13 protein-coding genes are annotated in these 13,713 nt (G+C 66.1%); 8 read left to right on the plus strand and 5 right to left on the minus strand.

From position 1 onward, the window contains the following. Positions 1-209: 209 nt before the first annotated feature. Complete coding sequence (locus G6N33_RS00135) at positions 210-1,241, plus strand: oxygenase MpaB family protein (protein ID WP_044511673.1); 1,032 nt, start codon at positions 210-212, stop codon at positions 1,239-1,241. A 6-nt stretch (positions 1,242-1,247) separates the two neighbouring features. Here the strand turns inward: G6N33_RS00135 and G6N33_RS00140 are convergent, their stop codons facing one another. The 4 genes from G6N33_RS00140 to infC form a co-directional block, all read right to left on the minus strand. Further along, the gene (locus tag G6N33_RS00140) at positions 1,248-2,039 is read right to left on the minus strand and encodes a TrmH family RNA methyltransferase (protein WP_044511671.1); all 792 of its coding nucleotides are present in this window, start codon (positions 2,037-2,039) and stop codon (positions 1,248-1,250) included. Positions 2,040-2,044: 5 nt separating this feature from the next. Further along, positions 2,045-2,434 (minus strand): 50S ribosomal protein L20, encoded by a 390-nt coding sequence (gene rplT / locus G6N33_RS00145; RefSeq protein ID WP_044511669.1) that lies wholly within the window; start codon positions 2,432-2,434, stop codon positions 2,045-2,047. Between the two features lie 82 nt (positions 2,435-2,516). Then, positions 2,517-2,711: a 50S ribosomal protein L35 gene (gene rpmI / locus G6N33_RS00150; protein ID WP_044511667.1), complete on the minus strand. Its 195-nt coding sequence runs from the start codon at positions 2,709-2,711 to the stop codon at positions 2,517-2,519. Positions 2,712-2,752: 41 nt separating this feature from the next. Further along, complete coding sequence (gene infC / locus G6N33_RS00155; protein WP_081662283.1) at positions 2,753-3,364, minus strand: translation initiation factor IF-3; 612 nt, start codon at positions 3,362-3,364, stop codon at positions 2,753-2,755. Between the two features lie 556 nt (positions 3,365-3,920). Between infC and lysX the strand changes: the two genes are divergently transcribed. From lysX to G6N33_RS00190, 7 genes are all read left to right on the plus strand, one after another. After that, complete coding sequence (lysX, locus tag G6N33_RS00160) at positions 3,921-7,160, plus strand: bifunctional lysylphosphatidylglycerol synthetase/lysine--tRNA ligase LysX (protein ID WP_044513352.1); 3,240 nt, start codon at positions 3,921-3,923, stop codon at positions 7,158-7,160. An 88-nt stretch (positions 7,161-7,248) separates the two neighbouring features. After that, a complete protein-coding gene (locus G6N33_RS00165) occupies positions 7,249-8,727 on the plus strand; it encodes an alpha/beta hydrolase (RefSeq protein WP_408632754.1) in 1,479 nt (492 codons plus the stop codon). Continuing rightward, positions 8,727-9,170, plus strand: a complete 444-nt coding sequence (locus tag G6N33_RS00170) for a DUF6653 family protein (protein WP_331271347.1) — start codon at positions 8,727-8,729, stop codon at positions 9,168-9,170. Before G6N33_RS00165 ends, G6N33_RS00170 begins: the two co-directional genes overlap by 1 nt. Before the next feature lie 10 nt (positions 9,171-9,180). Further along, on the plus strand, positions 9,181-9,429 hold the full coding sequence (locus G6N33_RS00175) for a hypothetical protein (protein WP_044513349.1): 249 nt from the start codon (positions 9,181-9,183) through the stop codon (positions 9,427-9,429). A gap of 29 nt (positions 9,430-9,458) precedes the next feature. After that, complete coding sequence (locus tag G6N33_RS00180) at positions 9,459-11,195, plus strand: serine/threonine-protein kinase PknH/PknJ (protein WP_044511664.1); 1,737 nt, start codon at positions 9,459-9,461, stop codon at positions 11,193-11,195. Between the two features lie 129 nt (positions 11,196-11,324). Beyond that, positions 11,325-12,128 carry a transglutaminase-like domain-containing protein gene (locus tag G6N33_RS00185; protein ID WP_044511662.1) on the plus strand — a complete coding sequence of 268 codons (804 nt, stop codon included), beginning with the start codon at positions 11,325-11,327 and terminating at the stop codon, positions 12,126-12,128. Positions 12,129-12,284: 156 nt separating this feature from the next. After that, positions 12,285-12,758 carry a DUF5994 family protein gene (locus G6N33_RS00190; protein ID WP_081662281.1) on the plus strand — a complete coding sequence of 158 codons (474 nt, stop codon included), beginning with the start codon at positions 12,285-12,287 and terminating at the stop codon, positions 12,756-12,758. Positions 12,759-12,783: 25 nt separating this feature from the next. On the opposite strand, the gene G6N33_RS00195 is transcribed toward G6N33_RS00190, so the two are convergent. Continuing rightward, positions 12,784-13,356 carry a DUF5994 family protein gene (locus tag G6N33_RS00195; protein ID WP_179962651.1) on the minus strand — a complete coding sequence of 191 codons (573 nt, stop codon included), beginning with the start codon at positions 13,354-13,356 and terminating at the stop codon, positions 12,784-12,786. Between the last annotated feature and the right edge of the window lie 357 nt (positions 13,357-13,713).

Raw genomic sequence — 13,713 nt, forward strand, 5'->3', positions numbered from 1 at the left:
TGGCAAGGGTAAGTACTTTCGGGGAAGCCGGGCAACGAACCCGTCCCGGTTGTGGCGAACACCGCCCCCGCGTTCTCATCCCCGCCTCATCACGGGCATGCCACACGCGGATGGAATCTCGGTAACACGTCCACCCGTGGCGCACCGAAACGTAGACAACAACCGTTGTCAAAGTTATCGTGAGCGCAGTAAGGAAGTAGGAGGTCGTGATGAGTTCCGTAGCGACTACATCCGCTGATCCGCTCGGACCAGATTCCCTTACCTGGAAGTACTTTGGCGATCTGCGCACCGGGATGATGGGCATCTGGATCGGAGCAATCCAGAATATGTACCCGCAACTCGGCTCGGCCGTTGAAGAGCATTCGATCCTGCTGCGCGAGCCGCTGCAACGGGTGGCCCGGTCCGTCTATCCCATCATGGGGGTCGTCTACGACGGTGACCGCGCACCCCTGACCGGCGCGCAGATCAAGCATTACCACGACACCATCAAGGGCATTGATGCCGAGGGCCGTCGCTATCACGCGCTGAACCCGGAGACCTTCTATTGGGCGCACGCCACCTTCTTCATGCTCATCATCAAGGTCGCCGAATACTTTTGCGGCGGCTTGACCGAAGCCGAAAAGCGCCAGCTGTTCGACGAGCACGTGCAGTGGTATCGGATGTACGGAATGAGCATGCGGCCAGTGCCAGCCTCGTGGGAGGAGTTCCAGGAGTACTGGGCGCGGGTATGCCGTGAGGAGCTGGTGATCAATCGGGCGACGCTGGACATCTTCCACATGCGGATTCCCAAGCCCAAGTTCATCTTGATGCCCACACCGTTGTGGGACCAGATGTTCAAGCCCCTGGTCGCCGGTCAACGCTGGATCGCGGCGGGATTGTTCGACCCCGCCGTGCGCGAGAAGGCGGGCATGCGCTGGACACCGGGCGACGAGATCCTGCTGCGGGTGTTCGGCAAACTGATCGAGCTGGCGTTCCTAGCGGTTCCCGACGAGATCCGCCTGCACCCGCGGGCGTTGGCCGCCTACCGTCGTGCCGAGGGCCGCGTCCCGGTCAACGCGCCGCTGGTGGAGGCACCCGAATTTGTGGCCCCGCCCCGCGACCGACGTGGCCTGCCGATGCACTACTTTCCCCCGGGTTCCCTTCGCTCTAAGTCGTTGGTCGAGCGGGCCGGCTCGCTGGTGCACATCACGCTGTCACTGGCGGGACTGCGCCCCGGTCGGGGCCGCACACGGGCCGCCTAAGGCGGGCTAGAAACGCTGCAGCACGCCGAGCGCCTGGGCACTCTGGTATAGGCAGATCGCCGCCGCGGCGGCCACATTCAAGCTCTCCGCCCCGCCGGACATCGGGATGCGCACCCGATGGTCGGCGTGCTCGGTGATCTCTTCGGGCAAGCCGTGCGATTCGGGCCCGAACAGCCACGCCGTCGGCATGGCCAACAGTTCACCAGCCTCGTCCAAGCGGGTGCCGCCGTCGACCGTGGTGGCCAGCGTCTGCAGCCCGGCGCCGCGCAGCGCGGTCAGCAGCGCCTCGATGTCGGGCGCGGCGACGACCGGCAGCGAGAAGATGCTGCCGGCCGAGGCGCGCAGGCACTTGCCGTTGTAGGGGTCGACGCTGTGCCCGGCGAGGACCACCGCGGCGGCCCCCATGGCGTCGGCAAGCCGGATCAACGTGCCCGCGTTGCCTGGCTCGCTGATCTCGACGGCGACGGCGACCAGTTGCGGGGAGCCGGCCAGCGCATCGCGCAGCCCGGTCCCCGGCATGTCGCACACGGCCACCAGACCCGCCGGAGTGACGGTGTCGGACAAGGCTTTCGCGGCCCGCTCGGTGACCACATGGATCGGGCACTGCTGCCCGGCCAGCAGTTTCGCGTGCCGCTGCGCGGCGAGCTCGGTGACGAAGACATCGCGCACCAGCCCGCGCGCGCCAGCCGCCCCGACCAGGTTGGGGCCTTCGGCCAGGAACTGGTGGGCCCGTCGTCGTCCGACATGCCGATGCAACTTGACCGCCGCGGCCACCCGGGCCGAGCGCTCGGTGAGCACCGGAGTTAAGCAGCCTCTCCAGAGGGTGCGTTGACGTCCTTGGGCAGTGCGGCCCGCGCGACGTCGACGAGTGCGGTGAATGCCGTCGGGTCGGTGACCGCGATGTCGGCCAGGTTCTTCCGGTCGACTTCCACGCCCGCGGCCTTCAGGCCCTGGATCAGCCGGTTGTAGGTGATGTCGTTAGCACGGGCCGCGGCGTTGATCCGCGAAATCCACAACTTGCGAAACTCGCCCTTACGCGCCCGACGGTCGCGGTAGGCGTACTGCAGCGAATGCAGTTGCTGCTCTTTGGCTTTGCGGTAGAGGCGGGACCGCTGGCCGCGATAGCCTTTGGAGGCCGACAGGATGCTGCGCCTCTTTTTGTGGGCGTTGACTGCCCGCTTTACGCGTGCCATGGATATTCCTACTCTCGTTCAAACGTGGTGGTCTGGGTGCGGGTCCGGGTGGCCGTGCCAGGCCCGGCCCGCCTGGGCAAGGTCAGCCGTTGAGCAGCGCGTTGATGCGCTTGGTGTCGTTGGCCGCGACCGTGGTGCGGCCGTCGAGCCGCCGGGTCCGCTTGGTCGGCTTGTGCTCGAGCAGGTGCCGGCGATTGGCTCGTTGGCGGACGATCTTGCCGGTTCCGGTGCGCCGGAATCGCTTGGTTGCCCCGCTGTGGGACTTAGCCTTTGGCATGTTTCCTCTGGTTCTCGCTGAGTTCTCGGTATCGGTCAGGTCTATGAAGCCGTGGTGTCGCCGGCCGCATCGGTGCCATCGGCGTCGTGCGCCGCGTCGGCTCCCACTTCTTCGGGGTGGCGCGCCCGGGCGCGGGTCTTCGCGCCGCGGTGCGGTGCCAGCACCATCGTCATGTTGCGTCCATCCTGCTTGGCGGATGTCTCGACGAACCCATATTCGGCGACGTCCGCGCCCAGCCGCTGTAAGAGCCGGTAGCCCAGTTCGGGCCGCGACTGCTCACGACCGCGGAACATGATGGTGACCTTGACCTTTGATCCTGCTTCCAGGAAGCGGATTACGTGACCCTTCTTGGTCGCGTAATCGTGATCATCGATCTTGGGCCGCAGCTTCTGTTCCTTGACTACGGTCTGCTGCTGGTTCCGGCGGGATTCGCGCGCCTTCTGCGCCGCCTCGTACTTGAACTTGCCGTAGTCCATGATCTTGCAGACCGGCGGTCTGGCGTTGGGGGCAACTTCGACGAGGTCGAGATCGGCGTCCGCGGCGACGCGCAAGGCGTCTTCGATGCGCACGATGCCTACCTGCTCCCCCCCTGGGCCGATCAATCGGACTTCAGGTACGCGGATGCGCTCGTTGACGCGGGTCTCAGTGCTGATGGGGCCTCCCTTGTTGGGCTTCTAGTCCACTCGCTGCGACACCGGCGACGGTGGCCGTTGGGGAGTCAGCGGTGGCGACGCCACACCATCAGCAAAAAAGCCCTGCGGTAGCAGGGCCCGATGCCGACCGATCACGGATTGAACGGGGTTCAAACCGCCCGCGAGATGCGCGGAACAGGTACCTCGCGGTACCTGTGACCGGACCGCTGAACCTTGACATACTCTCGCGGTTAGCGGTGGGAGGGGACTCCACTTAACTGTCCCAGGCCTGAGCCGGGATGGTCGCGTCGACCAGTCTAGCAGCCATTGGGCCTCATTTAGCATCTCGACCACGGCGGCGCCGTCGCGAGAGTTCGCTGGCGGGCGCAATTCGGCGCCACCACGCCCACAACTCGCGGTGACGACTATTGGCGCTTCGCCAGGCATTTCACGGATCGAAGGCTTATCCTCGCGGTCTGTGACTCTCGCTTCTGCTGCTTCGGGGCCCCGTTCCGGCAGCCGGTCGAGTTCCCGGTATCGGTGGGTACCGGCGGCGGCCGGCTGGACCGTTGGCGTCATTGCCACCCTGTCGTTGCTGGCCAGCGTGTCCCCCTTGATCCGGTGGCTGATCAAAGCCCCCCGGGAATTCATCAACGACTACCTGTTCAACTTCCCCGACACCAGCATCGCGTGGTCGTTCGTGCTGGCGCTGCTGGCGGCGGCGCTGAGCGCGCGCAAGCGCATCGCCTGGTGGGTGTTGCTGGGCCAGATGGTGCTGGCCGCATTCTGGAATGCCGCCGATATCGCCGCCGGCGACAACACGGCGTCAGAGACGTTCGGCGAGAACCTCGGCTTCGCGCTGCACATCGTCGTGATCGTGCTGCTGGTGTTGAGCTACCGGGAGTTCTGGGCCAAGGTCCGCCGCGCCGCGTTGTTCAAAGCGGCCGCCGTCCTGGTCGTCGGCGACGTGATCGGGATCCTGCTGTCCTGGGGCCTGGTCGAGCTGTTCCCCGGGTCGCTGGCCCGGCAGGACCGGCTGCCGTATGTGGCCAACCGAGTGGTCGGCTTCGCCCTCGCCGATCCCGACCTGTTCACCGGCAAGCCGCACGTCTTGATGAACGCGATCTTCGGGTTGTTCGGCGCGCTCGCGCTGATCGCGGCCGCGATCGTGCTGTTCCAATCCCAGCGCGCCGACAACGCGCTGACCGGAGAGGACGAGTCGGCGATCCGCGGGCTGCTCGAGCTATATGGCAAGAACGACTCGCTCGGCTACTTCGCCACGCGTCGCGACAAGTCGGTGGTGTTCGACCACAGCGGCCGCGCTGCCATCACCTACCGCGTCGAGGTCGGTGTCTGCCTCGCCAGCGGTGACCCAGTGGGCGATCCCAAGGCGTGGCCGCAGGCAGTCGAGGCCTGGTTGGCGTTGTGCAAGACCTACGGTTGGGCACCCGGCGTCATGGGCGCGAGTTCGCACGGCGCGCAGGTGTATCGAGCCCGCGGCCTGAACGCCCTGGAGCTGGGCGACGAAGCGATCCTGCGGACCAGCGATTTCCGGCTCTCCGGGCCGGACATGCGCAGCGTGCGCCAGGCCGTGACGCGCGCCCGCCGGGCGGGGTTGACGGTACGCATCCGGCGCCACCGCGACATCTCCGAAGAGGAGATGGCCGAGACCATCGCACGCGCCAACGCCTGGCGTGACACGCAGGCCGAGCGCGGCTTCTCCATGGCGCTGGGCCGACTCGGCGACCCGGCCGACGGGGAGTGCTTGCTGGTCGAGGCGCTGGATCGGGCCGGCGAGGTGGTCGCGATGCTGTCGCTGGTGCCGTGGGGAAGCACCGGGGTGTCCCTGGACTTGATGCGCCGCTCCCCCCAATCCCCCAACGGCACCAACGAGTTCATGGTCAGCGAGCTCGCCCTCAACGCCGACCGGCTCGGCATCAACCGCGTGTCGCTGAACTTCGCCATGTTCCGCTCCGCGTTCGAACAGGGCGCCCAACTGGGTGCCGGCCCGATCGCCCGGTTGTGGCGTGGACTGCTGCTGTTCTTCTCCCGGTGGTGGCAGTTGGAAACCTTGTACCGCTCGAACATGAAGTACCAGCCGGAATGGGTGCCCCGCTACGCCTGCTACGAGGACGCCCGGTTGATTCCCCGGGTGGGTGTGGCGTCGGCCATGGCCGAGGGTTTCCTGGTGCTGCCGTTCAGCCGGCGGGACAAGGTGCACACCGGGCATCACCCCGCCGTGCCGGCCAGGCTGGCGGAGTCCGGGTTGCTGCACGAAGACGGGTCCGCACCCGACGTCAGCGGCATCCAACGCGGTGACGAAGTCGACTCCGAGGAGTACCGGCGCCGCCTGCCCGAACAGGTGCGCGTCCGCCTGGCCAAACTAAGGGCGTTGCAGCGCAACGGCATTGACGCTTACCCGGTGGGATCTCCGCCCAGCCACACGGTCGCGCAGGCGCTGGGCAGCGACGACCAGGACACCGTGTCGGTCACCGGGCGGATCCTGCGGATTCGCGACTTCGGTGGGGTGCTGTTCGCGGAATTACGGGACTGGTCCGGCGAAATGCAAGTGCTGCTGGACAATTCGCGGCTGGAGTCCGGCCGCACCGCCGATTTCACCGCGGCCATCGATCTCGGCGACCTGGTCGAAATGACCGGACACATGGGTTTCAGCAAAAACGGGACCCGGTCGCTGATCGTCGCCGACTGGCGCATGGTCGGAAAGTGCCTGCGGCCGTTGCCCAACAAGTGGAAAGGGCTCACCGACCCCGAGACTCGAGTGCGCACACGTTACGTCGACCTCGCGGTCAACACAGAGTCGCGCAATCTGGTGACCGCCCGCAGCAGCGTGCTGCGCTCCATCCGGGAAACGTTGTTCGCCAAGGACTTCATCGAGGTGGAAACCCCGATCCTGCAGCCCATCCACGGTGGGGCCGCCGCGCGTCCCTTCGTCACCCACATCAACACCTATGACATGGACCTGTTCTTGCGCATCGCACCGGAGCTCTACCTGAAGCGGTTGTGCGTGGGCGGCGTGGAGCGGGTGTTCGAGCTGGGCCGGGCGTTCCGCAACGAGGGAGTCGACTTCAGCCACAACCCCGAGTTCACCCTGCTGGAGGCTTATCAGGCGCACGCCGACTACCGGGTGTGGATCGACGGCTGCCGCGAACTCATCCAGAACGCTGCCGAGGCCGCCAACGGGAGTCAAACCGTGCTGCGGCCGCACCCCGACGACGACTCCGGCGCCAGATTGGAATCGGTGGACATCTCCGGGGTGTGGCCGGTCAAGACCGTGCACGACGCGGTTTCCGAGGCGCTCGGCGAGCACGTGAACCCGAACACCTCCGTGCCCGCTCTGCGGAAGCTGTCCGACCGCGCCGGCATTGCGTACCGGGATCACTGGGACGCCGGCGCGATCGTGCTCGAGCTCTACGAGCACCTCGTCGAAGACCGGACCGGGGCGCCGACGTTCTACATCGACTTTCCGACCTCGGTGTCGCCCCTGACTCGTCCACACCGCAGCCAGCCCGGTGTCGCCGAACGCTGGGATCTGGTGGCGTGGGGCGTGGAGCTGGGCACCGCCTACAGCGAGCTGACCGACCCGGTGGAGCAGCGGCGCCGGCTGCTTGCACAGTCGCTGCTGGCCGCCGGCGGCGACCCCGAAGCCATGGAGCTCGACGAGGACTTCCTGCAGGCGATGGAATACGCCATGCCGCCCACCGGCGGGCTCGGGATGGGCGTCGATCGGCTCGTGATGCTCATAACTGGCCGCAGCATCCGCGAAACCCTGCCTTTTCCGCTGGCCAAGCCGCATTAACCGGGGGGGCCGACAATCCCAGCGACCATACAGAAACATTGAGTAAACATGGGCTCGGGATGGTTATCGATCGATCACACTGGAGCCCGTGACAACGCCGGCGCCCGACGCCACCGGGACATTGTTGGCAAGCGCTCACACCTCGCTGATGCACGGCTGGGTGCCGATCACGGTCCAGGCCGTGGCCGCGATCGCGCTGGCGTTCGGCGTCGGTTGGCGATCACGGCGATGGTGGACGGTGTTCCTGCCAATTGCCGCCGTGCTCGGGGCCGCCACGGCATATGGAACGCACTGGTACATCCGCGACCGGGGCCTGTCCGAGGATCCCGCGCCGGCGACGCTGTGGCTGTGGATCGCGCTGGGCGGCGCGGCCGCCGCGTTACTGTGCCTGGGCTGGCGCGACAGCCGGGCCTGGCGGCGGGCCGCCACCTTGGCGTCGGTTCCGCTCTGCCTGCTCAGCGCGGCGCTGACACTCAATCTGTGGGTCGGCTACTTCCCCACCGTGCAGTCCGCGTGGAGTCAACTCACCTCCGGCCCACTGCCCGACCAGGCCGACCGGGCCGCCGTTACGGCGATGGCGGCCAGGGGAAACCTGCCGCCGCACGGCAGCGTGGTGGCGGTGACGATCCCGTCGACCGCGTCGCACTTCAAGCACCGCGACGAGCTCGTGTACCTGCCGCCCGCCTGGTTCGCCACCCAACCACCCCCGGCGCTGCCGACGGTGATGATGATCGGCGGCCAGTTCAACACCCCCGCTGACTGGACGCGCGCCGGCAACGCGATCACGACGATCGACGATTTCGCCGCGGCACATCACGGTCAGGCACCGGTGTTGGTATTCGTGGACTCCGGCGGGGCCTTCAACAACGACACCGAATGCGTCAACGGCGTACGCGGCAACGCCGCCGATCATCTCACAAAAGACGTTGTCCCCTATATGATTTCGAACTTCGGTGTCAATGCGACCCGCTCCGGTTGGGGCGTGGCGGGCTGGTCGATGGGCGGCACCTGCGCGGTCGACCTGACGGTCATGCATCCCGACATGTTCAGCGCATTCGTCGACGTCGCCGGCGACTTCTTCCCCAACGCCGGCAACAAGGCGCAAACCATCAGCCGCTTGTTCGGCGGCAGCGCCGATGCCTGGGCGTCATTCGACCCGAGCACGGTAATCAACCGGCACGGCGCGTACCACGATGTGTCCGGCTGGTTCGCCATCTCGTCGGACGGCGCGAACGCCGCGCACCGGGAGGCGCCGATGGTGGACACCGCCGACATGCACCAGGCGGAACGCGATGCCGCCGCCAACCCCGGCAACCAGACCGCGGCCGCTTATTCGTTGTGTGCGCTGGGCCGGGCCAACGGCATCGACTGTGCCGTGCTGCCTCAGCCCGGCAAACACGACTGGCCGTTCGCCGACCGGGCATTCGCCGCCGCCTTGCCATGGCTGGCCGGTCAGCTCGGCACCCCCGGAGTACCGCGGACGCCGTTGCCCGGCACCGCGCCCGCCGACGCATCGTCGGGTGCAAAGCCGGTCGTACCGGCGCAGCGCTCCAACACCCCGAGATAGTGGCCGCGCCCTCGGTGGTACGGATACGGCGGGCGGTATTCGCCCGGCACTGCCATCCGTGCAGCGCGTGGACGCGCTGGGCCAGCACACCGTTGATCGTGCTGGCGGCGTGGACAGGGCGGCGCCAGCACGCGATCTGGCTGGCGGTGTGGTTCGCGGCCAACCCGTTTGTCTTCGGCCAACCACCCCAGCAACACGCCTGGTCGACGCGGGCGATGCTGGGCGAGGAGTTGTGGATCACCCGCCGGCCCCGCGACGCCGCCCTGGCGATCGGCGGGCTGACCGCCGCGTCGGCCGTGGTCGCCATCCTGGCGGCCCGGCGGCATCGCTTGCTTCCTGCGGCGATCGCCACCGTGCTGCAGATGATCCTGACCCTGATCTATTGGCAGCAGATGGTGCGGTATCTCGAGCGCGAGCGGCCAAACCCGGCCCCGTTTCAGTAGCGTGACGTCCATGCCCGACGAACCAGCAACGCCCGGCACCGCCCAACCCGACCCCGGGTATGACGACGCGGGTGTGCCGACCTATGAGTCCGTGCGCGAGAAAATCGAGAACCGGTACGCCAAGTCACTGGGCGATGCGGAACTGGACGCCGAATCCCGCGAAGGGCGCTCGGTGGCCGACCAGTACGACCAGCGACAGCGCGCCGCGGCCGAACGGCTGGCCCAGATCCGCGAGTCGATGCGTGCGGATGAGGACTAGGACGGTCGCTTCGGCGTCGGGGGACGGGGATGAGTGAGACGCGGCCGGGCTCGCGGATCGGCAGCCGGTTCGGGCCCTATCAGCTGCGCCGACTGCTGGGCCGCGGCGGTATGGGTGAGGTCTACGAGGCCTACGACACCGTCAAAGACCGGGTGGTGGCGCTCAAACTGGTCTCCGAGCAAGTCAGCTCCGATGACGTGATTCGCGGCCGCATGCAGCGGGAAGCCCAGACCGCCGGCCGGCTGCAGGAACCGCACATCGTGCCGATTCACGACTACGGCGAGCTCGACGGTCAGGTGTTCATCGACATGCGCCTGATCGAAGGCCGGGACGTGGCCAGCGAGCTGAGCCGCACCGGTCCGATGCCGCCGCCGCGCGCAGTCGCGATCGTGGAGCAAGTCGCTTCCGCACTCGATGCCGCCCACCGCGCCGGCGTCATCCACCGCGACATCAAACCCGAGAACATCCTGCTCACCGAGGGCGACTTCGCCTACCTGGTCGACTTCGGCATCGCCGCGGCGGCCACCGACCAGCGGGTAACGAAAACCGGTGCCGCGGTGGGCAGCTGGAACTACATGGCACCCGAGCGATTCGGCAACGACGACCTCACCTACCGCGTCGACATCTACGCCCTTGCCTGCCTTCTGTACGAATGCCTCACGGGCACAACGCCTTTCCAGACCACCAGCCTGAGCAGCCTGATGGCCGCACATTTGATGGATCCGATCCCGCGGCCCAGTATGCGCAATCCCGCCGTCCCCGCCGCCTTCGACGAGGTCATCGCCCGCGGGATGGCCAAGGATCCTTACGACCGTTACCTGACCGCCGGCGATCTGGCGAATGCTGCGCTGCAGGCACTCAGTGCACCGGACCAGCGACAGGCGACCGACCTGATCGAGTACAGCCAGCACTTCGGCCCACCGCCGCGGGTCCACCAGTTCCGTCCGCAAACCGCACCGGCGCCGCCGCCGAGTTGGGCGCCCACCCAACCCGTCCCGCCCTGGCGCCCGCCGCCCACGCGCAGGCTGGGATTGATCTTCGGCACACTCGTCTTCGTGATCGCGATCGTCGCGGGCACCGCGATCTGGGCGACGACACACAGATCCCGTGGGTCGCGGCCCGCCGCACCGGCGCCCAGTACGATCGCAACACCGCCGGCCGCGAACGTCCCGACCAGTAGCGCTGCCCCGATAGTGACTGTCGCGCAATTGGATTCGATCTTGGTTCCGGTGGAACAGGTCAACACGCTGGTCGGCACCACCGGCATCGTCGTCGACCACAACAAGACCCAGATGACGGACGCCGGCCCGGGTAACACGCTGTCGGACGACACCTGCCTCGGGGCGCTGATCGGTTTCCAAGCCCCCACCTACCAGAACAGCGGCTACACCGGCGTGCTCGCCCAGCTGCTGCAGAAGCCGCATAGCACCCCGGCCTATGTCGTGACCCAGGGCGTCGTCGTCTTCCCCTCGGCCGCCCAGGCCCAGGCATTCGTCTCGGCGCAGGCGCCCCAGTGGCGGACGTGCGCGGGCAAAACCGTGACTCAAGTCAACGGCAAGACCACGTTCGAATGGACCTTCGGGCCGCTCAGCGGCAATCCGCCCAACATCGCTCTGCAGCACACGCTGGCCAACGATCCGTTGGTATGTCAGCACGTACTGTCCGCGGTGAGCAATGTGGTGCTCGACGTCAACGTCTGCGCGCCCGGCACCATCAACCAGGCCAGGCTGATCGCCAACATGATGTCCTCCCGGCTGCCGCGGTAGGCCCCTGTGCAACGAAGGGTGTTCGGCGGAGCTACGAAACCCTTTGGTGCAGAACACATACCGTCTAACTGTGGCCGATCTGAGGTCAGACAGTTGGCGAACAGGAGGCACCAAGCGCAGTATGGCGTGATGAGACGAGAAGTGGGCGCCGAGTTGGAAGTCGAAATCACCGCGGCCACGACATTAGAGTTCCAGCTCGCCGTGGCCCCACATCCGCGGACAGAGGTCTTCGAGTCGCTGCACTTCGTCTTGAACGGAGAGCGGATTCAGCCGCTGGAGATCAGCGGTGTGCATGGCAACCGCATTCACAAATTCGATGCCGCGATCGGCACGTTAAAAGTCCACTACGCTGCGACGATCATAGGCCAGACCGACCCAGCTCCGGTGACGGAATACGACCAGTCCATGTACCTACGCCCCAGTCGCTATGCCGAGGCCGACAAATTTTATGGTTTTGCTTCAACCGAATTCGGCAATGATCACGACTCCGCGACCCTGCTGGAGCATGTGAGTTCGTGGGTGGGTACCAGGCTGAACTATGTGCCCGGCTCCAGCGACCCGATCGACGGGGCGGTGGAGACGCTGCTCGCGGGCAAGGGTGTGTGCCGCGACTTCGCGCACCTGGTGGTGGCGCTACTTCGCGCGGTGAAGGTCCCGGCACGCCTGGTATCGGTGTACGCGCCCGGCCTATATCCGATGGATTTTCATGCGGTGGCGGAGGCTTTTGTCGAGGGACAATGGCGGGTGGTCGACGCGACGTTATTGGCGCCGCGGCAGACCCTGGTCCGTGTCGCCACCGGCCGGGATGCCTCTGATACCGCGTTTCTCGACAATCACAAGGGCGCGATCACGCTCGTCAAGCTCGCTGTGACCGCTGTGGTTGATGGTGACCTGCCTGCGGATTCGATCGACCAACTGGTTTCCATCCGCTGAGAATTCGCCCGTCTCCTGGCACGTCACCCGGCTCGCCCCTCGTTCTTCGCGTAGTGTTGGGAGTGTCGGCGATATCTCGCACCCGGCTACTCAACGCCATGTCGTCGCCGATTCGAATGATCTGGCTAGTTTCGCGGCCAGGACGGGAGCGTCGCGATGACGCAGAAAAAAGACCACACTGATGTCGATCATCGGCATACCCCACCGGAAAATACGCCACGTCTGAAGCTCAAGCCGAAGGCTCCTCAGAACGGGTACGTCGATGGGGCATGGTGGCCGCACAGTGCGGACCTGACTACAGAGCTGCCAGATCTGTTGTCCGTGTTATCTGTTCGACTCGGTCCGATCGGCCGTGTGATCTACAACGTGAACGAATGGGCAATGCCGCCTGCAAAATTCGTGACGGGAGGGCGAACGGTGCGGCTCGACGGATACCGCCGCCAGCCGATCAACACGGTCGAAGTCATCGGGCTCAATCGCAACAAGATCGTCTTGTTGGTGGTGGCTCCGCAGGCCGATCCGGCCCGGGCGCACACCGTCATGATGAACGCCGCTGGACCAAGCAATGTGTCGACCACCCAGAGCCTCCTCATGACCGGGACGAAAGAAAACGGAGCACCGCAGCCCTAGCTGTCGAGCGCACGAGTCCCGGGTCTCATCCCTCGCGGACGTTTGTTCCCGTCGCAGCAGCAGCTCGCCGGGAGCGACGCAGTTCAAACATTTTTTCTCCCTTGGCTGCGCGCAGTACGCAGTCGGCGGTCACGAACGCGCGTGAGTCACGATGCGCAGCGAGGACTGACAGGCCCGCCGCCCGACGCAATAGCATGACCGCCAGAGCCGTGCCGGTCTGATACGGAACGATCAGGATTTTCGCCCGTGCACCACGGCCGTCAACCGTCATCACCCGTGGGCGGATGCCTTGCCACCAGCCCCAATTCAGGTCCTGCTGACAGTGCGCCGACGACCAGTTGACGTTGATGTCGACAACATTGCCTAACCGAACCGTCAGAATCGAAATCAAGTCGGGCAGTTCCCGCGACATCTGCCCAGTGCGGGGCCACCAGGCCCCATCGATCTCGTTTCCTAGCCGCGATGCCAGGGTGAGCCGCACGGGGCTCACCGGGTGTCGCGCCGCGACGCTAGCACCCGCAGATGTACTCGGCTCCCCCATCATTGTTGTATTCTCTTGTGCGGCAATAACACCGGTCGCCGCATCGATGCGATTCATGGAACAGCCCTTCAAAGTTCGACGATGTCGGGCCACGGGCGGCCCGACGGGAGGAATCGCATTGCCAGCAGTCTCCATCGCGAAATACCGATTGAAGCCAGCGTCGACAACGAAACAGCTCACTATTGACGGTACGCCACGGATGGCTCATGTGGTCAACGGCAGTCGTTGCACCTGGGATCACCTTCTCCCCGTCGTCGGTCGGCCAGGCGTCATCGCTCAGGGTGACTCGATCAGACGACGCTGCGGTCACCTTTGAACTATGGTGCGGCGGAGGAGTTTTGGCTCGGGTGGAGGGTTGCCGGAGTCGGCGCCTGAAGTCTCGTCGAGCGGCGACCGGCCGTAGAAGGGGCGCGA

It is taken from the genome of Mycobacterium simiae (assembly GCF_010727605.1).
Classification (GTDB): domain Bacteria; phylum Actinomycetota; class Actinomycetes; order Mycobacteriales; family Mycobacteriaceae; genus Mycobacterium; species Mycobacterium simiae.

Coding starts and splice junctions, on each gene's coding strand:
- G6N33_RS00180 (WP_044511664.1), top strand. CDS start 9,459: ATGAGTGAGACGCGGCCGGGCTCGCGGATCGGCAGCCGGTTCGGGCCC.
- G6N33_RS00135 (WP_044511673.1), top strand. CDS start 210: ATGAGTTCCGTAGCGACTACATCCGCTGATCCGCTCGGACCAGATTCC.
- rpmI (WP_044511667.1), bottom strand. CDS start 2,711: ATGCCAAAGGCTAAGTCCCACAGCGGGGCAACCAAGCGATTCCGGCGC.
- G6N33_RS00195 (WP_179962651.1), bottom strand. CDS start 13,356: ATGAATCGCATCGATGCGGCGACCGGTGTTATTGCCGCACAAGAGAAT.
- rplT (WP_044511669.1), bottom strand. CDS start 2,434: ATGGCACGCGTAAAGCGGGCAGTCAACGCCCACAAAAAGAGGCGCAGC.
- G6N33_RS00185 (WP_044511662.1), top strand. CDS start 11,325: ATGAGACGAGAAGTGGGCGCCGAGTTGGAAGTCGAAATCACCGCGGCC.
- G6N33_RS00175 (WP_044513349.1), top strand. CDS start 9,181: ATGCCCGACGAACCAGCAACGCCCGGCACCGCCCAACCCGACCCCGGG.
- G6N33_RS00190 (WP_081662281.1), top strand. CDS start 12,285: ATGACGCAGAAAAAAGACCACACTGATGTCGATCATCGGCATACCCCA.